Genomic DNA, 21,644 nt, shown 5'->3' with positions numbered 1-21,644 from the left:
ACACCCTGTCCGGGTTGGATCGCGCTGTGTGTGCGGTTCGCGGGCGAACAGACCTCCCAAGCGAAAGCGCTCACGCTGACACGTTAACCACTCTTCGCAGCTGCCAGTCGCCGTCGAGTGGCTTCGGCCCGAGCGTCGTCCGGCTCATACGCAAGTGCTCAACTTACCGCCCGGCGAAACGGACCAACCTTACCCTCTGGCGCCGGGGAGAAAGGCCATCCTCTCCGCAACCTTCTACCTTCAAACTCACAGCTTCTTCTTCCCCCGTTCCAACGCTCGCCCCGCAAAACCCAATCCTCCCGCCTCACGCCCGCACGCGGCGGCCGGCGAGCGTCAGAATCTCGTCGGCGATCTGCGGCAACGGCACGAGCCGATCCACCGCCCCCAGTTCATGGGCGACACGCGGCATCCCCCAGACCACCGAAGTCGCCTCGTCCTGGGCGAGGCACGTCGCGCCGGCGCGGCGCAGGGCCAGCATCGCCTCGGCGCCGTCGCGGCCCATGCCGGTCAGCATCACCCCGATCGCCCGCTCGCCGAGCGCCGCCCCGCTCTCGAACAGGAAGTCCACCGAGGGCCGGTGGCCGTTGCGCTTGTCGTCCTCGACCAACTCGCAGACCGGGGCGCGGGGCTGTCCGAGCCGCAGATGCGTCTCGCCGCCGGGCGCGATGTAGATCGATCCCTGCTGCACCGGCAGGCCAGTCTCGGCGAGCCGCACCCGCGGCGCGATCCGCGCGTCGAGCCGCTGGGCGAAGTTGGCGAGGAATGCCGGCGGCATGTGCTGGGTGATGAGGGTCGGCGGGCAGTTCGACGGAAACTCGGCCAGGATGCGTTCGAGGGCATCCACCCCGCCGGTGGAGGACCCGATCAGCACCACGCGCCCGTTCCAGGCGAAACCGCGGTCGCGGGGCTCAGCCGACGCCGGAGGAGGCGCCGGGCGGGGCCGGGCGCTGATGCGGGCGCCGGCGGCGGCGACGATGAGGTCCCGCAGCCCCGCGAAATCCCCCGACTGCGGCGCCGAGGGCTTGCCCACGCAGTCGACCGCGCCCAGCGACAGGGCCTGCACCGCCGCCGCGCTGCCCGATTGGGTGAGCGTCGAGACCATGACCACCGGCATCGGGCGATCGACCATCAGCCGCTCGAGGAACGCGAGGCCGCTCTCCCCCGGCATCTCGACGTCGAGCGTGAGCACGTCGGGGCGCAGCTCCGCAATCCGCGCGGTGGCTTGGGCGGTGTCGCGGGCCTCGCCCACCACCTCGATGCGCGGATCGTCCGACAGCGCCAGCCGGATCAGCCGCCGCATCGTCATCGAGTCGTCAACGATCAGGACCTTGACCGGGCGCATCGGGTCAGGCCGGGCGGGTGAGAGGAACGGGAAGATCGTGGCGCATCGGCGGTCCCTGCGATTCGGCGTCTCTCGAACCGTCGCAGAAACTGTTGAAGAACCAGTTAAATCCACCAGCGTCCGGTGAGGGCGAGGCGCGCCAGCGCCGCCCGACGGGCGAACTCGCTGGGGCCGGCGGGATCGGTGCCGGCCGCCGCACTCCGCAGCGCCGCCCCGACCGCGGCGCCGGGAAAGAGCACCGCGTGGGCCCCGCGGGGCACGCGGCGACGCTGCCCGCGCGCGGATGCGAAGGCCTCGCGCGCGGCCTGCGCCAGCGCCGGCAGCGCCGCCGGGTCCGTGCCGGGCAGCGCCAGCCCCAGCGCCGCCAGCGCCGGGCGGGCGCGCAACCACGCCACCAGCCCCGCGCCGCGCCCCTGGTCGCGGAACACGGCGGGCTCGCCAGCGCCGAGGGCCGCGCCGGCACGCTCCATCAGCGCGCCGCCGGTGGCGTCGGCATAGGCGACCACCGCCTCGGCGTCCGGATGCGGCAGGCGCGCCGCGTCGTGCATCCGCGCCTCGGCCAGCGGGGCAAGCGTCGCCGCCTCGCGGCCCCAACCTGCCCAGAGCGCGTCGAGGAGCGCGTGCGCCGGCGGCGGCCCGTCGGCCATCGCCGCGAGCCGGTCCGCCCACCAGCGCACCCGCATCTCGGCCACCAGCGGCTCACGGGCCGCGAGCGCCGTGCGCGCCAGCTCGTCGTTCAGCGCGTAGAGCCCGAGCAGCCGCAGCCGCGCCGGACGGGGCGCGAGCAGCGCCATGGCGAGCCGGTCGGGATCGGCCTGCCGCAGCCCGGCGATCAGCGCCTCGGCGCCGCTCACGCCGCGCCGTCGCGGATCAGCTTCCAGCGGATCGCGTCCACCAGCGCCTCGAAGCTCGCGTCCACGATATTGGGCGAGACGCCGACGGTGGACCACGCCGCGCCGCGGCTGTCGGCGGAATCGATCGTCACCCGCGTCACCGCGTCGGTCCCTGCCCCGATGATCCGCACCCGGAAGTCGGTCAGCGCCATCTCGTCGATCGACCGCTGCCACGGGCCCAGATCCTTGGCCAGCGCTCGCCAGAGCGCGTTGACCGGCCCGGCGTCCTCGCCCGTCTCGCCCAGCGAGTCGCTCACCGACATCACCCGCTGGTCGCCGATGCGGACCACGACCACCGCCTCGCTGACCGAGATCCGCCGCCCGATGGCGTTCAGCCGCCGCTCGACGGTGACCCGGTAGCGCTCGACCTCGAACAGCGCCGGCATCTGGCCCAGCTCGGCCCGCGCCAGCAGCTCGAACGAGGCCTGGGCGGAGTCGTACGCATAGCCCTGATCCTCGCGCGCCTTGACGGCCGAGAGGATGCGGGCGAGCGCCGGATCGCCCGGCTCGACCGCGATCCCGGCCCCGGCGAGGCGGGCGCGCAGGTTCGACTGCCCCGCCTGGTTCGACATCGGGATCACCCGGGCGTTGCCGACGAGCGCGGGGTCGACGTGCTCATAGGTCTGCGGCGCCTTGAGGATGGCGCTCGCGTGCAGCCCCGCCTTGTGGGCAAAGGCCGAGGCGCCGACATAGGGCGCGGCCCGGTCCGGGACGCGGTTCAGGATCTCGTCGAGCCGCCGCGAGATGCGGGTCAGCGCCGCCAGCCCCTCGGCCCCCACGCCGAGCGAGAGGGTGCTGCGGAACGGCTCTTTCAAGAGCAGGTTCGGGATCAGTGTGGTGAGGCTCGCGTTGCCGCAGCGCTCGCCCAGACCGTTGAGCGTGCCCTGCACCTGCCGCGCACCGGCGGCGATGGCGGCGAGCGAGCCTGCCACAGCGTTGCCGGTGTCGTCGTGGCAATGGATGCCCAGCCGGTCGCCGGGGATGCCGGCGGCGATGACCTCGGCCGTGACGGCGCCGATCCGGTCGGGCAGGGTGCCGCCGTTGGTGTCGCAGAGCACGATCCAGCGCGCCCCGGCCTCGGCCGCCGCCCGCAGGCAGGCCAGCGCGTAGCCGGGATTGGCCGCGTAGCCGTCGAAGAAATGCTCGGCGTCGAAGATCGCCTCGCGCCCCTGCGCCGCGACATGGGCGATCGAGCTGCCGATCGTCTCGAGGTTCTCGTCGAGCGTGATGCCGAGCGCCTCGCGGACGTGGTAATCATGGGTCTTGCCCACGAGACAGACCGCGGGCGTCCGCGCATCCAGCACCGCCGCCAGCACGTCGTCGTTGCCGGCCGAGCGGCCGGCGCGGCGGGTCATGCCGAAGGCGGTCATCACCGCCCGGGTCCGGGGCGGGTTGGCGAAGAACTCGCTGTCGGTCGGGTTTGCCCCCGGCCAGCCGCCCTCGATGTAGTCGACCCCCAGCTCGTCGAGCATGGCGGCGATCTCGGCCTTCTCCGTGGCGGTGAACTGGACGCCCTGGGTCTGCTGGCCGTCGCGCAGCGTGGTGTCATAGAGGCTGAGGCGGTCGGTCATGGCGGCCTCAGACGGGTGCGGGCAGACGCGCCGGGTCGAACCCCGGCCCGGGGACCAGATCGACGCCCGAGGCCGTCATCCGCACCTCGACTCCGGCCGAGATCAACGCCGCCTTAAGCGCATCGACCGGGGCGAAGTCGCGGCTCTGCTTCGCGGCCGCGCGCAGCGCCGCGAGCCGGCCGGCCAGCGCCGTGAGGTCCGGGGCCGCCGTCGCCCACGCGCCCAGCTCGGGGGTCAGCAACCCGAGAAGCTGGGCCGAGCCGACGAACGCGGGCGCCGTCGGGCCGGGCAGGGCGCGCGCCATCTCGTGCAGCCGGGCCAGTGCGCCTGCGGTGTTCAGGTCGTCCGCCAGTGCGGCGACCACCGCCGGGTCAGGGGCGCCGGGCGGAGTGTCCCCTGCCAGACCGCGCCACTTGCGCAGCGTCGCCTTGGCCTCGCGCGCCTTGTCGGCGGTCCAGTCCATCGGCTTGCGGTAGTGCGTCATCAGGAAGACGAAACGGATCACCTCGCCCGGCACGCCCTGATCCAGCAGGTCGCGGACGGTGAAGAAATTGCCGAGGCTTTTCGACATCTTCCGCCCCTCGACCTGCAGCATCTCGTTGTGCAGCCAGATGCGGGCGAACTCGGCCTCGGGGTGGGCGCAGCAGCTCTGCGCGATCTCGTTCTCGTGGTGCGGGAACTGCAGGTCGATGCCGCCGCCGTGGATGTCGAAGCTTTCGCCCAGCAGCGCTGCCGACATCGCCGAGCACTCGATGTGCCAGCCCGGGCGACCGCGGCCCCAGGGGCTGTCCCACCCCGGCAGATCGTCGTCCGAAGGCTTCCAGAGCACGAAGTCCATCGGGTCGCGCTTGAAGGGCGCGACCTCGACCCGGGCGCCCGCGATCATGTCGTCCACCGACCGGCCCGACAGCGCCCCGTAGTCCGGGAACGACCGGACGTCGAAGAGCACGTGCCCCTCGACGGCATAGGCGTGGCCGTCGGCGACGAGCTGGCCGATCATCGCGATCATCTGCGCGATATAGTCCGTGGCGCGCGGCTCGGCCCGGTCCGTCGCCTCGCCCCGCAGCGCCGGGCGCAGCGCGCCGAGCGCGTCCATGTCGGCGTGGTACCAGTCGATTGTCTCGGCCGTGCGGGCGCGGATCAGTTCTTCGAGCGTGCCCGTCGCCCCCCCCTCGCGCCGGGCGAGGGCGGCGGCGTTGATCTTGTCGTCGACGTCGGTGAAGTTGCGCACGTAGCTGACGTGCTCGGCGCCATAGACGTGGCGCAGCAGGCGGAACAGCACATCGAACATGACCACCGGCCGAGCGTTGCCGAGATGCGCGCGGTCATAGACGGTCGGCCCGCAGAGATACATCCGCACGTCGTCGGCGCGGATCGGCGCCAGCGCCTCCTTGCGGCGGGTGCGGCTGTTGGTGAGCCTGATCTCGGTCATGAGGTCCCCCTGCGGCGGGGGTCGCGTCGATACCGGACGTCCCGCCTGGCTGAATGTCAGACGATCCGGCAGCAGAAAAGAGTGGCGCGCGCGTCCATGGGGGCGGTGTTACCAGCGGGGCGCGGTTCGGGCAAGCGGCGCGGGGGGTGGGGAAGGCGTGGCGCTCGGGGCGCATGTTGAGGTCGGGGTGATGGACATACCTTGAACACCCGCACACGTTCCCAGCACCCAGCACCCAGCACCCAGCACCCAGCACCCAGCACCCAGCACCCAGCACCCAGCACCCAGCACCCAGCACCCAGCACCCAGCACCCAGCACCCAGCACCCAGCACCCAGCATTGTGCAACAGCAGGGGGCAATCGGCCCTAGGCTAGGGGGTGGGCGCGGCGCCTGCCTTAGGCTGGCTCGGGTTACTGCCAAGGAGTGGTAAGCGCCGAAGCACCTCCAGTCGGTCCGGGCAAGCGGAGAGCGTGTTAAGTGTGCTGGCCCTCCCTCCGCTCACGCCACCGCGTCGAGCCCCGCGACCATCAGCCGGTTCCGCCCCGCCCGCTTGGCCGACATCAGCGCCCCGTCGGCGCGCAGCAGCAGCGCCGCGGCCCGGTCGCGCCCGGCCCCGCACAGGTCCGGCGTCAGCGTCGAGACGCCCGCCGAGATGGTGATCGAGAGCGTCACCCCGGCGCCCCCGGCCGAGACGGGACGCGCCGACACGGCCTGCCGCATCGCCTCGGCAAGCGCCGCCGCTTCGGCGGGGCTGGTGTCCGGCAGGGCGGCCAGGAACTCCTCGCCGCCCATCCGCGCGACGAAGCCGGAGGGCGGGACGACGCGCTCGATGCGCTCGGCCACCTCGATCAGCACCGCGTCGCCCGCCGCGTGGCCGTGGTGGTCGTTCACCTGCTTGAAGCGGTCGATGTCGATCGCCACCACCGCACAGCCGCGCCCGTCGCGCGCCGGGGCATCGCACATTCCCGCCAGCCGGGGCAGGGCAAAGCGGCGGTTCACCAGCCCCGTCAGCGGATCGATGCGCGCCAGCGTCCGCTCGTGCTCGGCCGCTGCCCTGTTCTTGTCGGCCGAGCGCTTGCGCCGGATCAGGCCCGACAGCCGCAGCGCGGCCTCGTCGGCCACGGCCTCGGCGGCGAAACCCGCCGCCAGCACGTCGCCGGCGCCGAGGTCGAGCGCCACCGACATCATCTCCTGCCGGTGCGAGGGCAGGACGACCGCGAAGCTCGCGTTCCGCGAGGTCCGCCGGCAGCGCAGTTCCGACAGCAGCCGCAGCCCGTCTCCCGGCAGGCTCAGGTCCGCGGCGATCACGTAAAGATCCGGGACCAGCCCCACGGCGGCGTCTGCCAGCGCCCGGTCGGCATCCGCCACCGAGAGCCGCGCCGCCAGCCGCGGCGCGAGCGTGCGACGCCAGCCGAGCGCCGTCGCGGTGTCCCCGGCCACCAGCAGCACGGAGGGCGGCGGCAGCGCCGGCAACGCCGGCTCGAAGGCGAAGGTCGCCTGGTCCTCTGCCAGCCCCGCCAGCAGCGGACGGGGCGCTGCATCGGCCTCGTCCCGCATCAGCCCGCGGATGCGCGCGAAAAGGTTCAGATCGTCCACCGGCCCGTCGAGCACCGCCGCCGCGCCCGCCTTGAGCGCCGCGATCCGGTCGGCCTGGGGCACGATCATCAGCACCGGCACCCCCGGCCAGCCGGCCGCGATTCGCCCGCACAGATCGACCGCGCCCATGTCGCCCGGCTCGCCGCCGATCAGCACCAGCGTCGGGCGCGCCCGGGCCAGGATCGCCAGCGCTTCGACCCCCGTGCGCGCGGTGAGCGGGTCATAGCAGGCTGCGGCCAGCCTGACCTTGAGCGTGATTCGATGTGTCGCCGTGCCGTCAACGACGAGGATCTGACCCGACATCCGTGGCCCTCTGGGGTTTCGTAAGGACCACACTCCCTTAGAAAGATTAACAAATGGTTTGCGTCCGCGCCGCTCACGCGCTTGTGCTTGCGCCGCGGCTCGCACCATCGCTAGACCTGCCGTCATGATTTCGCGCGCGACCCTCGACCAGCTGACCCAGGACCTGCTCGCGCATCTCGCGGCCGCACCCGACCTGGTCGGGGCGCTGTCCGCCGAGACGGGCCTCGCGCCGGGCGACCTACGGCGGCTCGCGGCGCGGACGCCCGAGGATCTCTCGGCGGCGCTGCTCGACTTCATCTGCTGTGACGACTCGCGGCTCATCGGCTTTGCCGAGGCGAGCGGCTGGCCCGCGGCGCGCGTCGCCTACGCCCGCGCCGCGCTCGAGGCGGGCGCGGTCGGCTGATCTTTACCCGGCCTTAACCCCTGCGCGGCTATGGTGCGGCCGAGCGGAAGGGTGAGCTATGCACGGGCTGGTCAATCGGGCGATCGAGGAATTCACGCGCAGCACCTATGGCGACGGGATGTGGGCGGGTGCGGCGGCCGCCGCGGGGGTCGATCCCCGCGGCTTCGTCGTTATGCGCGTCTATGGTGACGCCACGACGCGCACGCTGATCGCCGAACTCGCCCGGCGACTGTCCCGCAGCGAGGGTGACCTGGCCGAGGACATCGGCGCCTGGGTCGCGCGGATCCCGACGATTCGCCGCCTCCTTCGCTTTGCAGCGCCGGATTTCGCCGGGTTCATGACGGTCCTGCCCGAGATGGGCGACCGGATCACGATGGTGGTCAGGGGGTTCGAGCTGCCCCGCATCCGGGTCCGGGCCGCCGCGCACGGCTGGTGCGTGGCGATCGGGGGGGACGGTGTGTGGCCGCATGTCCTGAGCGGCATCCTTCATGCCATGGCCGACGATTACGGGGTGCTGGCGGTGATCTCGGTGCGGCCCGAGGGGCTCTCGGTCTCGGTGCCGCTCACCGATTTCAGCGAGGGACGGCCGTTCTCGCTCAGCGATCCGATGGTGGGGCTGGGATGAGCGGCGGGGCTGAGACTGTGATGACGACCGCCCTTAGGCTGATGCCGATGCACCTGCATCTCGACGCCGATCGCCGCATCCTCTCGGCGGGGACCACGCTGCGCCACCTGATCGGCGAAGCCGCAGATTTCGACGCCGCCTTCGAACCTGCCGGACCCGAGGGGCTGGCAGGCGCGGGGGCCACGGGACGGGTGTTCCTGCGGCTGCTCGGCGACGACGGCATCATGCTCAGGGGGCAGGCTGCCCCGGACGGGCAGGGGGGGACGCTGCTCAACCTCGGGTTCGGCATCGGCGTGGTCGAGGCGATCCGCCGCTTCGGTCTCACCGACCGCGACTTCGCCCCGTCCGAGCTGGTCATGGAGGTGCTGTTCCTCACCGAAGCCAACAACGTCATGACCGACGAGCTGACCCGCGCCAACCTGCGGCTGGAAGAGGCGCGCAGCAAGGCCGAGGCCGAGGCCTTCACCGACCCGCTCACCGGGCTCTCGAACCGTCGCGGGCTCGAGCTGGCGTTCGAGGCGCTCCGCCGCGCTGCGGTGGCGGACCCCGAGCGGCAGTTCGCGGTGCTGGTGCTCGATCTCGACCGCTTCAAGGAACTGAACGACAGCATGGGCCACGCCGCGGGCGATGCGATGCTGCGCGCCGTGGCGCAGCGGCTGCGGGTCGTCACGCGCGACGAGGACACCATCGCGCGCACCGGTGGCGACGAGTTCGTGCTGCTGATCCCCGGCCTCGCCGATGCGCGCCAGCTCGAGGCGCTGGGGGCGCGGATCTGCGCGGCAATCACCCGTCCGGTGCCGATCGGCAGCACCGTCCAGTCCTTGTCCGCAAGCGTCGGCGCGGTGCTGTCGCGCGACTGCCCCACCCTCGACTGGACCGCACTCGAGGCCGCGGCGGACGAGGCGCTCTACGCCGCCAAGCGGGACGGGCGCGGCTGCCTGCGGGTGTCGCGGTGACGGCCGGCACGGCAAAGGGCGCTGCCGACGCAGCGCCCTTTCGAAGTGTCGAACCTCTGCGGGAACCGGCCGGACCCGCCGCGCCGGCTCTACTTCAGCGCCTTGTCGGTGATCGCGCTCGTCCACGCCCCCTCGGGCTTCTTCGAGATCACCGGGTCAGAGCCGCCCGAGAGCAGCGTCTCGACCGTCCGCTCGGCGTCGGCGGGGTCGAGCGCCCCGTTCGAGCCGGCGGTCAGCTTGGCGACCTCCTGCATCATGCGGACCTGATGGGCCTCGGTCTGCGCGCCGGTCTCATCGTTGTCGAGCACGATCTGCGCGGCTTCCTCGGGGTGCTCCTCGGCGTATTTCCAGCCCTTCATGCTGGCCCGGACGAAGCGCACCAGCTTGTCCTCCATCGCCGGGTCCTTGAGCTTGTCCTCGAGCGTGTAGAGCCCATCCTCGAGCGTGGCCACGCCCTGATCCTCGTACTTGAACGTCACGAGATCCTCGGGCTTCAGCCCCGCATCCAGCACCTGGCCGTACTCGTTGTAAGTCATGGTCGAGATGCAGGCCGCCTGCTTCTGCAGCAGCGGATCGACGTTGAAGCCCTGCTTCAGCACCGTCACCCCCTCGGGGCCGCCGTCGGTCTTGAGCCCGAGGTGGTTCATCCACGACAGGAACGGGAACTCGTTGCCGAAGAACCAGACGCCCAGCGTCTTGCCCTTGAAGTCGGTCTTGGGGTCGGTGATGCCGCTTTCCTTGAGGCAGGTCAGCATCATCCCCGACGCTTTGAACGGCTGGGCGATGTTGACGATCGGCAGCCCCTTCTCGCGCGCGGCCAGCGCGGCCGGCATCCACTCGACCGTTACGTCGGCCCCGCCGCCGGCTAGCACCTGCGTCGGCGCGATGTCGGGACCGCCGGGACGGATGGTCACGTCGAGGTTCTCGTCGCCGTAGAACCCCTTGTCCTTGGCCACGTAGTAGCCGGCGAACTGGGCCTGCGTCACCCATTTGAGCTGCAGCGTCAGCGGATCGGCGGCCCACGCCCCGCCGGCGAGCAGTGCGAAGGCGGCGGCACTCGTCATCAGTCTGGTCATCGCATCCTCTCCTGTTGGCGCGGGGTCGTTGCCCCGCAAGCTTCCGTCCATGCGGTCACTGGCGCTGCGAGGGGTGCCAGAAGGTCACCCGGCGCTCGATCAGCGCAACGAGTCCATAGAACAGCGACCCGGCGATGGCCGCCATCAGAATCTCGGCCCACACGAGCGCGAGGTCCATCTGCCCCACGGCCGTCGAGATGCGGAACCCCATCCCGCGGGTCGGGCTGCCGAAGAACTCGGCAACGATGGCGCCGATCAGGGCAAGCGTCGTGGTGATCTTCAACCCGTTGAAGAGGAACGGCATCGCCGCCGGCAGCCGCAGCTTGACGAGGGATTGCCAGTAGCCCGCGCTCCAGGTGGCCATCTGGTCGCGCTGCAGCGCGTCGGTGGCGGCGAGCCCCGCGACCATGTTCACGAGGATCGGGAAGAACACCATGACCACGACCACGGCGGCCTTGGACTGCCAGTCGAAGCCGAACCACATGACGAGGATCGGGGCGATGCCGACGATCGGCAGGGCGGCGACGAAATTGCCGATCGGCAAGAGGCCGCGCTGCAGGAACGGCGAGCGGTCGATGGCGATGGCGGTGCCGACCGCGGCGGCGGCGCCGATCAGCCAGCCGGTCAGCGCCCCCTTGATCAGCGTCTGCCACAAATCGCCCAGGATCATCGGCAGCGCCGTGACGAAGCGGGCGCCGATCACCGAGGGGGCGGGCAGGATGACCGAGGGGACGGCGAAGACCGTCACCGCCGCCTCCCACAGAGTGAGGAGCGTCAGGCCGAAGATCGCCGCCACCGCGAACCGGCGCAGGCGCGCCCAGGCGGGCGCGACCTGCAGCGTGGCGACGCGCGTGTTCGCGCCCCACAGGCCCATCCAGACCAGCACCAGCCCCGCCGCACGACCGGCCGCACCGAAACCGGGGCTCGCCCACAGCACGGCGATGCCCGCAAGCGCCACGCCAAGCGGCACCCACGCTGCCAGGCTGCGCCCCGCGCCGGCCCCGGCCGCCTTGCCGCGCGCGCTCATCGCGCCAGCCCCATGCGGGTCAGCGTCAGGCGCTCGACCAGCCCGATCAGCATCACCAGACCGGCCGCGAGGATCGCCGCGGCAAACAGCGCCGCCCAGATCTGGATCGTCTGGCCGTAGTAGCTCCCCGACAGAAGCCGCGCCCCGAGACCCTGCGAGGCACCCGCGGGCAGCTCGCCCACGATGGTCCCGACCAGCGCCGCCGCCACCGCCACCTTGAGCGAGGCGAATAGATAGGGCAGCGAGGCCGGCAGCCGCAGATGCCGCAGCACCTGACCCGCACTCGCATTCCACGACCGCATCAGGTCAAGCTGCATCGCGTCCGGCGCCCTGAGGCCCTTCACCATACCGACGAGCACGGGAAAGAACGACAGCCACGCCGCGATGAAGGCCTTGGGCAGGAGCCCGGTGACCCCGGCGCTGGCGAACACCACGATCACCATTGGCGCGATGGCGAGGATCGGCACGGTCTGCGAGGCGACCGCCCACGGCATGATCGACATGTCCATCGCCCGGTTGTGGACGATGCCCACCGCCAGCAGCACGCCGGCCGCCGCGCCGATGGCAAAGCCCGCGAGCGTCGCCGACAGCGTGATCCAGCCGTGCCAGACAAGGCTGCGGCGCGAGGTGATCTTCTGTCCCGCGACCCCCTCCCACAGGCCGGCGGCGACCTGGTGGGGGGCGGGCAGGACCGGGCGCTCGAGGCTGAGGGTCTCGCGCACCAGCGCCGAGGTCGAGACCGTCTCGCCGCTGCGGGCGGCCTGATCGCGCACCCAGGGTGCGTTCATCAGCACGGCGGCGGCGTACCAGACCACCGTGATCACGGCGAGGACCGTCAGCACTGGCAGCAGGCGCCTCATGCGGGCGCCCCCAGGTCCGGCGTGGACATCCCGGGCCACGCCATCTCCCACACCGGCAACCCGTCGGCATCGACGCTCTCGCCGGCCACGGCGAGCCCCTCGCGCTCATAGAATCGGCGCGCGGCGGTGTTCGGCTGCCAGACGTTGAGCACGAACCCGCCCGGCGCCTCGGCCTTGATCCGGTCGAGCATCTGCCGCCCGACCCCGCGCCCCTGCGCCGCGGGCGCGAGGTAGAGCGAGGCGAGAAACGCCGTCGCCGGGTCGAGCGAGGCATAGCCCACCACCGTGCCGCCCTGCTCGGCGACCAGCACCCGCCGCCGCTCGAGCAGGTCGGGCGAGAACATCGCCGCGATCTCCTCGGCCGGGCGGGCGCGGGGCAGCCAGTCGGTCGCGTCGATATAGGCGTTGATGATCGCCGCGCAGGCCGGCAGGTCGGCGGGCCGTGCGGCCCGGATCACCGCGTCAGTCATAGCTGTGCCCCGCGCGCAGCCCCTCGCGGACGCGGTGGGCGATGTCGATGAACGCGGCGCTGTCGCGGATGTCGAGCGGGCGCTCGCGGGGCAGGGGGCTTTCGATCACGTCCGCGATCCGCCCCGGCCGCGGGCTCATCACCACGATGCGGGTCGAGAGATACACCGCCTCGGGGATCGAATGGGTGACGAAGCCGATGGTCTTGCCGGTCTTGGCCCAGAGCGCCAGCAGCGCCTCGTTCAGCCGGTCGCGCACGATCTCGTCGAGCGCCCCGAACGGCTCGTCCATCAGCAGGATGTCGGCGTCGAAGGAGAGCGCGCGCGCGATCGAGGCGCGCTGCTGCATTCCGCCCGAGAGCTGCCAGGGGTATTTGCCGCCGAACCCCTTGAGGTCCACGAGGTCGAGGACCCGCGCCACCCGCTCGGCCCGGTCGGCGCGGGGAAACCCCATGATCTCGAGCGGCAGGGAAATGTTGCCGGCGATGCTGCGCCACGGGTAGAGGCCGGGCGCCTGGAACACATAGCCGTAGGCGCGCTCGCGCCGCGCCGCGTCCGGGGTCATGCCGTTCACGGTCAGGGTGCCGCCCGTGGGCGTCTCGAGCCCGGCGATGCAGCGCAGGAAGGTGGTCTTGCCGCAACCCGAGGGGCCGATGAAGCTAACGAAATCGCCCGCCGCGATGTCGAGCGAGACGTCCTTCAGCGCATGAACCGGGCCGTCCGCGGTCGGAAAGGTCAGGCTGACGTCGCGGGCCTGGATGACGGGGGTGCTCATACCGACCTCATCAGCCCGCCGTCCACGCGGAGGTTCTGCCCGGTGATGTAGGCCGCCCCCTCCGAGGCGAGGAACGCGACGGTCGCCGCGATCTCCTCGGCGGTGCCGTAGCGGCCGAGCGGCACCATCTCGCGGCGTTCCTCGGTCGCGGGCAGGCTGTCGATCCAGCCGGGCAGGACGTTGTTCATGCGGATGTTCTGGCCCGCGTGCTGGTCGGCGAAGAGCTTGGCGAAGCTCGCGAGCCCCGCCCGGAACACCGCCGAGGTCGGAAAGGTCGCCGCCGGCTCGAACGCCCAGGCAGAGGAGATGTTGATGATCGCGCCCCCGCCCTGCGCCGCCATCAGCGGTACGACCGCGCGGGTGGCGCGGACGACGTTGAGGAAATAGACCTCCATCCCCTCGTGCCACTGGTCGTCGGTCAGCTCGAGCACCGGCGCCCGCGGCCCGTGCCCGGCCGAGTTGACCAGCACGTCGACCCGACCCCAGCGCGCCTGCGCTTCGTCGACCAGCCGGGCGATGTCGTCGGCCGAGCGGTTCGAGCCGGTGACGCCGAGGCCGCCGAGGTCGCGCGCCAGCGCCTCGCCCTTGCCCGAGGAGGAGAGCACGCCGACGGAGAACCCGTCCGCGGCCAGCCGGCGGACGCAGGCCGCGCCCATGCCCGAGCCGCCTGCGGTGACGAGGGCGACCCGCATCACACCCCCGTCGCGGGGATGCCCGCGCGCTCGACCGGGCGCGGCGAGCTCAGCGCCTTCCACTCGGACAGCGCGCGGTTGACGGCGCCCTTGGGCTCGCGGGCGACGAACTCGCCCCAGCCCTCGCGCCCGTCGAGCTTGCCCTCGGTCAGCGCGACCCGCCCGCGGGTGAGCGTGAAGCGTGGCAGGCCGATCACCTCGTGGCCCTCGAACACGTTGTAATCGATCGCCGATTGCTGCGACCTGGCCGAGATGGTCTTCTTCGCCTTCGGGTCCAGCACGACCAGATCGGCGTCCGCGCCCACCAGCACCGCGCCCTTCCTCGGATACATCCCCATGATCTTGGCGATGTTAGTCGAGGTCACCGCGACGAACTCGTTCGGCGTCAGCCGCCCGGTCGCCACCCCGTGCGTCCAGAGCATCGGCAGCCGATCCTCGAGCCCGCCGGTGCCGTTCGGGATCTTGGTGAAGTCGCCCACCCCGAACCGCTTCTGCTCGGTGGTGAAGGCGCAGTGGTCGGTCGCCACCGCGGACAGCGAGCCCGACATCAGCCCCGACCAGAGCGACTCCTGATGGCGCTTGTCGCGGAACGGGGGCGACATGACGCGGCGGGCGGCATGGTCCCAGTCGGGGTTGAGGTATTCGCTTTCGTCCAGCGTCAGGTGCTGGATCAGCGGCTCGCCCCAGACCCGGCGGCCGAGGGCGCGCGCCCGGCGGATCGCCTCGTGACTGTCCTCGCAGCTGACGTGGACGACGTAGAGCGGCACCCGCGCCATGTCGGCGATCATGATCGCGCGGTTCGTCGCCTCGCCCTCGACCGCGGGCGGGCGGGAATAGGCGTGCGCCTCGGGGCCGGTGTTGCCCTCGGCCAACAGCCGCGCGCACATCTCGGCCACCACGTCGCCGTTCTCGGCGTGGACCATGGCGATCCCGCCCAGCTCGCCCACCCGGCGGAACGACGCGAACAGCTCGTCGTCGTTCACCATCAGCGCGCCCTTGTAGGCCATGAAGTGCTTGAAGCTGGTGATCCCGCGATCCACGACCTCGGCCATCTCGGCGTGGATGCCCTCGTTCCAGCCGGTGATCGCCATGTGGAAGGAATAGTCGCAATGCGCCCGCGCGGTCTTGTTGTCCCAGACCTTGAGCGCGTCCATCAGGCTCTGGTCGGGCGAGGGCAGGGCGAAGTCGATCACCATCGTCGTGCCGCCAGCCAGCGCCGCCCGGGTGCCGCTGTCGAAGTCATCGGCCGAATAGGTGCCCATGAACGGCATCTCGAGATGCGTGTGCGGATCGATCCCGCCCGGCATGACGTAGCAGCCGGTGGCGTCCAACACGGTGTCGCCCGAGAGGTTCGGTCCGATCTCGGCGATGCGGCCCCCCTCGATCCGCACATCCGCGCCATAGGTGAGGTCTGCGGTGACGACGGTGCCGCCCTTGATGACCGTGCTGCCCAAATCCGTTTCTCCTTGACGCAAATATCCTCCGGGGGTGCGGGGGTGGAAAACCCCCGCTTCGGCGGCTCAGTCCGCGCTGCCCGCCACCTCGAGCACCGCGTTCAACAACACATCCGCCCCGGCCGCGGCCCATTCGGGCGTGATCTCCTCGGCCTCGTTGTGCGACAGCCCGTCCACGCAGGGGCACATGATCATGACGGTGGGGGCGACGCGGTTGATCCAGCAGGCGTCGTGGCCGGCGCCCGACACGATATCCATGTGCGAATAGCCCAGCCGTTCGGCCGCGCCGCGGACTACCTCGACGAGCTTGGGGTCGAAGGTGACGGGGTCGAAGTGACCGACCGGCTCGATCGAGATCCCGAGCCCCAGATCACCGGCGATCACCGCCGCCTCTTCCTCGAGCCGCGCCCGCATGGCGTTCAGCTTGCCCAGGTCGGGCGAGCGGAAATCGACGGTGAACACCGCCTTGCCCGGGATCACGTTGCGCGAGTTCGGCCAGACGTTCGCCTGCCCCACCGCGCCCACCGCGGCGGGCTGGTGGTCCATGGCGATGCGGTGCACCGCCTCGATGATCCGCGCCATGCCGAGCCCCGCGTTCACCCGCATCGCCATGGGGGTCGAGCCGGTGTGCGCGTCCTTACCCGTCAGCGTCACCTCGAGCCACCAGAGCCCCTGGCCATGCGTCACCACGCCGATCTCGCGGCCCTCGGCCTCGAGGATCGGGCCCTGCTCGATGTGATATTCGAACATCGCATGGATCGGGCGACCGCCGACCGGCTCGTCCCCGCGCCAGCCGATCCGGTCGAGTTCGTCGCCGAAGCGCTTGCCCGCGGCGTCCACGCGGCTGTTGGCGTAATCCTCGGTGTGGATGCCCGCGAACACGCCTGAAGCGAGCATGGCAGGGGCAAAGCGCGCGCCCTCTTCGTTGGTCCAGTTCACCACCACGATGGGGCGGCGCGGGGTCACGCCCATGTCGCGGATGGTCCGCACGACCTCGAGCCCCGCGAGCACGCCCAGCACCCCGTCGAAGCGCCCGCCGGTCGGCTGGGTGTCGAGGTGGCTGCCGATCATCACCGGGTCCGCGTCGGGGTCCGCGCCCTCGAGCCGCATGAACATGTTGCCCATCCGGTCGAGCGCCATGCTCATGCCCGCCGCCTCGCACCACGACTGGAACAGCCGCCGCCCCTCGGCATCGGCATCGGTCAGGGTCTGGCGGTTGTTGCCGCCGGCGACGCCGGGCCCGATCTCGGCCATCTCCATCAGAGATTCCCACAGGCGTTCGCCGTTCACCCGGGTGTTGGCGGCCGAAACCGGCCCGCTGTCGCTGGTCATGCTCATGTCTCCCTGTCGCGGCCCGCCGCCCGTCTGCCGGGGCGGTCGGGACAAATGCCGGCCGGCTACTTCAGCTCGACCTCGATGAAGGCCATCGGCGCGGTTCCGGCGTTGATGACGTTGTGCTCGGTCCCCTCGGGGCGCGTGTACGCCTGCCCCGCCGGGATCACGCTGTCGCGCGTCTCGCCGCCCGGCAGCTCAAGCCGCAGGTGGCACTCGGTCAGCGTGGTGATGACGTATTCATAGGGGTGGACGTGCCAGCCCGTCTCGTCGCCGGGCTGGAAGTCGAAGCGGGTCACGCGCACCCGTTCGTTCTCCATCAGCGGGGTGCCGACCGCCGCGCTCATGCCGCGGCCTTCAGGACCTGACCGAGGGTGCCGATCAGCTCGTCGATCTGCGCCTCGGAGATGATGAGCGGCGGCGACAGCGCGATGATGTCGCCGGTGACGCGGATCAGGATGCCGGCCTCGTAGGCCTTGAGGAAGGCGTCGAAGGCGCGCTTGCCCGGCTGGCCGTCGATGGGCGCCAGCTCGACCGCGCCGATCAGCCCCATGTTGCGGATGTCGACGACATGGGGGTGGTCGGCCAGCCCGTGCAGGGCATTCTCCCAATAGGCCTCGAGGTCGGCGGCGCGGGTCAGCAGCCCGTCGTCGGCATAGGTGTCGAGCGTGGCGATGCCGGCGGCGCTGGCGATCGGGTTGCCCGAATAGGTGTAGCCGTGGAAGAGCTCGATGACGTGCTCGGGGCCCTGCATGAAGGCATCGTGGATGGCGGCCGAGGTCAGCACCGCGCCCATCGGGATCACCCCGTTGGTCAGGCCCTTGGCGCAGGTGATCATGTCCGGCACGACGCCGAAATGCTGGGCCGCGAAGGGCGAGCCGAGCCGCCCGAAGCCGGTGATGACCTCGTCGAAGATCAGCAGGATGCCGTGCTTGCGGGTGATCTCGCGCAGTTTTTCCAGATACCCCTTGGGCGGCATCAGCACCCCGGTCGAGCCAGCCATCGGCTCGACGATGACGGCGGCGATGGTCTCGGCCCCGTGCAGCGCCACGATGCGTTCGAGGTCGTCGGCGAGATGCGCGCCATGCGCGGGCTGGCCGCGGGTCATGCGGTTCTCGGGCAGATGGGTGTGGGGCAGGTGGTCCACCCCGGCCAGCAGCGAGCCGAAGAAGCGGCGGTTGTTGACGATGCCGCCGACCGAGATGCCGCCGAAGCCCACGCCGTGATAGCCGCGCTCGCGCCCGATCAGCCGGGTGCGCTGCCCCTCGCCGCGGGCGCGGTGATAGGCGAGCGCGATCTTCAGCGCCGTGTCGACCGCCTCGGAGCCCGAGTTGCAGTAGAAGACGTGGTCGATCCCGTCCGGCGCGATGTCGACGATCCGGTTCGCCAGCTCGAAGGCCGCCGGGTGGCCCATCTGGAACGCCGGCGCATAGTCGAGCGTCCCGGCCATCTCGCTGATGGCCTTGGTGATCCGCGGCCGCCCGTGGCCGGCGTTGCAGCACCAGAGCCCGGCCGTGCCATCCAGCACCTGCCGCCCGTCGGCGGTGGTGTAGTGCATGTCCTGCGCCGCGACGAGCATCCGCGGCTGCGACTTGAACTGCCGGTTGGCCGTGAACGGCATCCAGAAGGCGCTGAGGTCGTTCGGGGCGGGCTTGTGGTCAAGTGCCATGGCGGACCCTTGCTGGCTGGAAGTTTCACGCGGGAATTGACCAGTTGGTCAGGATCACGCTAGCACGGGACAAGACCCAGTCAAGCCGCCGCAAGTGGGGGCGATGCCGCAGCCCGGCCGCACCCCGACCCGGACGCCGGCCCCGTCTCTGGGGCGATTGCGGGACGCGACCAACGGAAGAGCCTGCGCCATGCCGCACGACCAGCCCCTCAGCCGCATCCAGACCCGCAACCGCCGCGTGATCCTGGACGCCGCGCTCGAGGAGTTCGCCGCCGCGGGCTTCGCCGGCGTGACGCTCGACCGGATCGCGGCGGCGGCGGGGCTGTCGAAGCCGAACCTGCTCTATTACTTCGCCTCGAAAGAGGCGATCTACACGGCCCTTCTGGACGATCTGCTCGACCTCTGGCTGGCGCCGCTGCGCGACCTCGACCCCGGGGGCGAACCGCAGGCCGAGATCCTGACCTATGTGCGCAAGAAGCTGGCGCTCTCGCAAAGCCACCCGCGCGAAAGCCGGCTCTTCGCCAACGAGGTGCTGCAGGGCGCGCCGCGGCTCGGGCCGGTGATCGCGGGGCCGCTGGCGCAGCTCGTCGCCGACCGGGCGGCGCTGATCCGCGGCTGGGCCGAGGCCGGGCGCATCGCCCCGGTCGATCCCCATCACCTGATCTTTTCGGTCTGGGCGCTGACCCAGCATTACGCGGATTTCGAGGCGCAGGTGCGTGCGGTCCTCGGCCCCGCGCATGATCCCTATGCCGAGGCCGGGCCGTTCCTCGAGACGCTTTACCGGCGGTTGCTGGCGGTCTGACCGGCGTGCCCGCGCGGCGGGCAGGGTGGAAACGGGCCGGGCGCGGGCGGCTGTGTGGCGCGGACGCCGGGACTTGCGCGCGCAGGCGAATGGCTCTCTTGTCTTGTCACCAGACGCGGGTCAGAACGCGCCGGCTTTAGACCAGAGGCGAATCGATGCCCGAGCCCCGCGACCCGGCCGCCCCGCAGCGCGCAGCGTCCCGTAAGCCGACCTCCCCGCAGCCCCCCGAACCCGAGGCCCCCGCCGCTGCGGCGGCGACGCCGCCCGAGGGCGTGGCGTCCGAGGCCGGGGCCGCGCTGCGGACGCCCGAGCATCCGGGCAGCCACGTCGACGCCAAGGCCACGCCGGCTCTGGTGCTGTCGTGCCTCGGGGTCGTCTTCGGCGACATCGGGACATCCCCGCTCTATGCGCTGCGCGAATCGCTTGTCCATGCCCACGAGCATCACATGGCCGAGACCGCGGTGATCGGCATCGTCTCGATGCTGTTCTGGACCGTGGTGCTGATCGTGACGCTGAAATATGTCACCCTGATCCTGCGCGCCGACAACAACGGCGAGGGCGGCACGCTGTCGCTGGTCGCCAAGGCGCAGGGCGCGCTCGGGCGGCGGGCCTGGTGGCTCTATCTCATCGGCATCGTGGGCGTGTCGCTGTTCTTCGGGGATGCGATCATCACGCCGGCCATGTCGGTCATGTCGGCGGTCGAGGGGATGGACCTCGTCGTGCCGGGCTTCGGCGACTGGGTGGTGCCGGTGACGCTCTTCATCGTCATCGTGCTGTTCTGGGTTCAGCGGTCGGGGACCGAGGCGGTCTCGCGCCTCTTCGGGCCGGTGATGCTGGTCTGGTTCGGGACGATGGCGACGCTCGGGGCGCTGCATCTCTTCGACGACGCGCGCATCCTGCAGGCGCTGAACCCGCTGCGCGCGGCGGGCTTCATCGCCACGAACGGCTTCGGCGCGCTGCCGGTGATGGGCTCGGTGTTCCTCGCCGTGACGGGGGCCGAGGCGCTTTACGCCGACATGGGCCATTTCGGCCGCAGCCCGGTGCGCGTCTCGTGGCTGGCCATCGTGTTCCCGGCGCTGACGATCAGCTATTTCGGGCAGGGCGCGATGGTGCTCGCGCACCCCGAGACCGCGTCCAACCCGTTCTTCCTGATGGCGCCCGGCTGGTTCACCCTGCCGCTGGTGCTGCTGGCGACCGGGGCCACGGTGATCGCCAGCCAGGCGGTGATCTCGGGCGCCTTCTCGGTCAGCCAGCAGGCGGTGCAGCTGGGTCTGCTGCCGCGGCTCGAGATCCAGCACACCTCGGACACCCAGGCCGGGCAGATCTACATGCCCAAGGTCAACACGCTCTTGATGATCGGGGTCTGCGCGCTGGTGCTGGCGTTCGGGTCGTCCTCGGCGCTGGCGAGCGCCTACGGGATCGCGGTGACGGGCGACATGGTGATCACCTCGATCCTCGCCATCATCGTCTTCCGCTTCGCCTGGGGCTGGCGCTGGCCGGTGGTACTGGGGATTATGCTGCCGATCCTCGCCATCGAGCTCGTGTTCTTTTACGCCAACATCCTCAAGGTGCCGGACGGCGGCTACATCCCGCTGATGTTCGCGGCGGTGGTCATCACCTTCATGGTGGTGTGGATGAAGGGCACGCAGCTGATCCAGCAGAAGCTGTCGGCCGAGTCGGTGCAGATCGACTTCCTGGCCAAGAAGCTGTCGGACAGCCCGCCGGTGATCGTGCCCGGCACGGCGGTGTTCCTGACCGCCGACCCGGCGCTGGCGCCGCCCGCGCTGATGCACAACCTCAAGCACAACCGGGTGCTGCACGAGCGCAACTTCATCGTGAAGGTCGAGACCGCGCCGCGCCCCGTGGTGGCCGAGGCCGACCGCCTGCGGATCGAGCAGATCGCCCCGCGCTTCTGGCGCGTCTGGCTGCGCTTCGGTTATATGGAGCAGCCGAACGTCCCCCGCGCGCTCGCCATCGCCCGCGAGCACGGGCACCGCTTCGACATCATGTCCACGTCCTACTTCCTGAACCGCCGCTCTCTGCGGGTGGGCAAGGCGCACATGATGCCGCTCTGGGCGTCGCGGCTCTATGCCGGGATGTATCGTTCGGCGTCGGAACCCACGAACTTCTACCGCCTGCCCTCGAACCGGGTGGTGGAACTGGGGCAGCAGATCAACATCTGAGGCTGCGCCGCGGTCGGGGCAGGGGCGCCCATTCGCGGGGCTTCCGATGCCTCGCGTGCCCCCGTGTCCCGTATTCGTGCGTTTGGCAGCCCTCGTCAGCTAGGGTGACGGGTCAGAGACTGGCGACGAAACCCCAGCGCCTCCACAGACGGCTGAGATCACACACTGCGCCAGCTCAGAACCGG

20 protein-coding genes are annotated in these 21,644 nt (G+C 71.1%); 5 read left to right on the top strand and 15 right to left on the bottom strand.

The genetic code is table 11. From position 1 onward, the window contains the following. Nucleotides 1–304 precede the first annotated feature (304 nt). From HGN31_RS01500 to HGN31_RS01480, 5 genes are all read right to left on the bottom strand, one after another. A complete protein-coding gene (locus tag HGN31_RS01500) occupies nt 305–1,342 on the bottom strand; it encodes a protein-glutamate methylesterase/protein-glutamine glutaminase (RefSeq protein ID WP_168782124.1) in 1,038 nt (345 codons plus the stop codon). Between the two features lie 104 nt (nt 1,343–1,446). Beyond that, a complete protein-coding gene (locus HGN31_RS01495) occupies nt 1,447–2,196 on the bottom strand; it encodes a squalene/phytoene synthase family protein (protein ID WP_244961095.1) in 750 nt (249 codons plus the stop codon). Next, complete coding sequence (cimA, locus tag HGN31_RS01490; RefSeq protein WP_168782123.1) at nt 2,193–3,806, bottom strand: citramalate synthase; 1,614 nt, start codon at nt 3,804–3,806, stop codon at nt 2,193–2,195. Before cimA ends, HGN31_RS01495 begins: the two co-directional genes overlap by 4 nt. A gap of 7 nt (nt 3,807–3,813) precedes the next feature. Then, nucleotides 3,814–5,238, bottom strand: coding sequence for a cysteine--tRNA ligase (gene cysS, locus HGN31_RS01485; RefSeq protein WP_168782122.1), 1,425 nt, complete (start codon nt 5,236–5,238; stop codon nt 3,814–3,816). A gap of 499 nt (nt 5,239–5,737) precedes the next feature. Continuing rightward, on the bottom strand, nt 5,738–7,138 hold the full coding sequence (locus HGN31_RS01480) for a diguanylate cyclase domain-containing protein (RefSeq protein ID WP_168782121.1): 1,401 nt from the start codon (nt 7,136–7,138) through the stop codon (nt 5,738–5,740). 124 nt (nt 7,139–7,262) lie between these two features. Between HGN31_RS01480 and HGN31_RS01475 the strand changes: the two genes are divergently transcribed. Genes HGN31_RS01475 through HGN31_RS16625 form a run of 3 tightly spaced genes read left to right on the top strand, consistent with a single transcriptional unit; the run spans nt 7,263 to nt 9,122 of the window. Next, nucleotides 7,263–7,541: a DUF3572 family protein gene (locus HGN31_RS01475; RefSeq protein WP_168782120.1), complete on the top strand. Its 279-nt coding sequence runs from the start codon at nt 7,263–7,265 to the stop codon at nt 7,539–7,541. Nucleotides 7,542–7,599: 58 nt separating this feature from the next. Further along, nucleotides 7,600–8,166, top strand: a complete 567-nt coding sequence (locus HGN31_RS01470) for a heme NO-binding domain-containing protein (RefSeq protein WP_168782119.1) — start codon at nt 7,600–7,602, stop codon at nt 8,164–8,166. Between the two features lie 20 nt (nt 8,167–8,186). After that, nucleotides 8,187–9,122, top strand: coding sequence for a GGDEF domain-containing protein (locus HGN31_RS16625; RefSeq protein ID WP_168782118.1), 936 nt, complete (start codon nt 8,187–8,189; stop codon nt 9,120–9,122). 89 nt (nt 9,123–9,211) lie between these two features. On the opposite strand, the gene HGN31_RS01460 is transcribed toward HGN31_RS16625, so the two are convergent. The 10 genes from HGN31_RS01460 to aptA form a co-directional block, all read right to left on the bottom strand. After that, nucleotides 9,212–10,198, bottom strand: a complete 987-nt coding sequence (locus tag HGN31_RS01460) for an ABC transporter substrate-binding protein (RefSeq protein ID WP_168782117.1) — start codon at nt 10,196–10,198, stop codon at nt 9,212–9,214. Nucleotides 10,199–10,253: 55 nt separating this feature from the next. Beyond that, complete coding sequence (locus HGN31_RS01455; protein WP_244961185.1) at nt 10,254–11,072, bottom strand: ABC transporter permease; 819 nt, start codon at nt 11,070–11,072, stop codon at nt 10,254–10,256. 149 nt (nt 11,073–11,221) lie between these two features. Then, nucleotides 11,222–12,085 (bottom strand): ABC transporter permease, encoded by an 864-nt coding sequence (locus HGN31_RS01450; RefSeq protein WP_036700290.1) that lies wholly within the window; start codon nt 12,083–12,085, stop codon nt 11,222–11,224. Continuing rightward, nucleotides 12,082–12,555 carry a GNAT family N-acetyltransferase gene (locus tag HGN31_RS01445; protein ID WP_168782115.1) on the bottom strand — a complete coding sequence of 158 codons (474 nt, stop codon included), beginning with the start codon at nt 12,553–12,555 and terminating at the stop codon, nt 12,082–12,084. Before HGN31_RS01445 ends, HGN31_RS01450 begins: the two co-directional genes overlap by 4 nt. Beyond that, the gene (locus tag HGN31_RS01440) at nt 12,548–13,327 is read right to left on the bottom strand and encodes an ABC transporter ATP-binding protein (RefSeq protein ID WP_168782114.1); all 780 of its coding nucleotides are present in this window, start codon (nt 13,325–13,327) and stop codon (nt 12,548–12,550) included. The genes HGN31_RS01445 and HGN31_RS01440 overlap by 8 nt, the downstream gene beginning before the upstream one ends. Next, nucleotides 13,324–14,019, bottom strand: coding sequence for an SDR family oxidoreductase (locus HGN31_RS01435; protein WP_168782113.1), 696 nt, complete (start codon nt 14,017–14,019; stop codon nt 13,324–13,326). The genes HGN31_RS01440 and HGN31_RS01435 overlap by 4 nt, the downstream gene beginning before the upstream one ends. Beyond that, the gene (gene hydA / locus HGN31_RS01430; protein ID WP_168782112.1) at nt 14,019–15,473 is read right to left on the bottom strand and encodes a dihydropyrimidinase; all 1,455 of its coding nucleotides are present in this window, start codon (nt 15,471–15,473) and stop codon (nt 14,019–14,021) included. The genes HGN31_RS01435 and hydA overlap by 1 nt, the downstream gene beginning before the upstream one ends. Nucleotides 15,474–15,539: 66 nt before the next feature. Next, nucleotides 15,540–16,805 (bottom strand): Zn-dependent hydrolase, encoded by a 1,266-nt coding sequence (locus HGN31_RS01425; RefSeq protein WP_168782111.1) that lies wholly within the window; start codon nt 16,803–16,805, stop codon nt 15,540–15,542. A gap of 65 nt (nt 16,806–16,870) precedes the next feature. Next, nucleotides 16,871–17,152, bottom strand: coding sequence for a cupin domain-containing protein (locus HGN31_RS01420; RefSeq protein WP_168782110.1), 282 nt, complete (start codon nt 17,150–17,152; stop codon nt 16,871–16,873). Continuing rightward, the gene (gene aptA, locus HGN31_RS01415) at nt 17,149–18,474 is read right to left on the bottom strand and encodes an omega-aminotransferase AptA (RefSeq protein WP_168782109.1); all 1,326 of its coding nucleotides are present in this window, start codon (nt 18,472–18,474) and stop codon (nt 17,149–17,151) included. Before aptA ends, HGN31_RS01420 begins: the two co-directional genes overlap by 4 nt. Nucleotides 18,475–18,664: 190 nt before the next feature. On the opposite strand from aptA, the gene HGN31_RS01410 reads away from it, so the two are divergent. Then, on the top strand, nt 18,665–19,276 hold the full coding sequence (locus HGN31_RS01410) for a TetR family transcriptional regulator C-terminal domain-containing protein (RefSeq protein ID WP_168782108.1): 612 nt from the start codon (nt 18,665–18,667) through the stop codon (nt 19,274–19,276). Between the two features lie 155 nt (nt 19,277–19,431). Further along, complete coding sequence (locus HGN31_RS01405; protein ID WP_211096314.1) at nt 19,432–21,459, top strand: potassium transporter Kup; 2,028 nt, start codon at nt 19,432–19,434, stop codon at nt 21,457–21,459. The last annotated feature ends 185 nt before the right edge of the window (nt 21,460–21,644 follow it).

Origin of the sequence: Paracoccus sanguinis, from assembly GCF_012689545.1 — a bacterium.
Lineage (GTDB): Bacteria > Pseudomonadota > Alphaproteobacteria > Rhodobacterales > Rhodobacteraceae > Paracoccus > Paracoccus panacisoli.
This window is presented reverse-complemented; position numbering and strand designations above follow the sequence as displayed.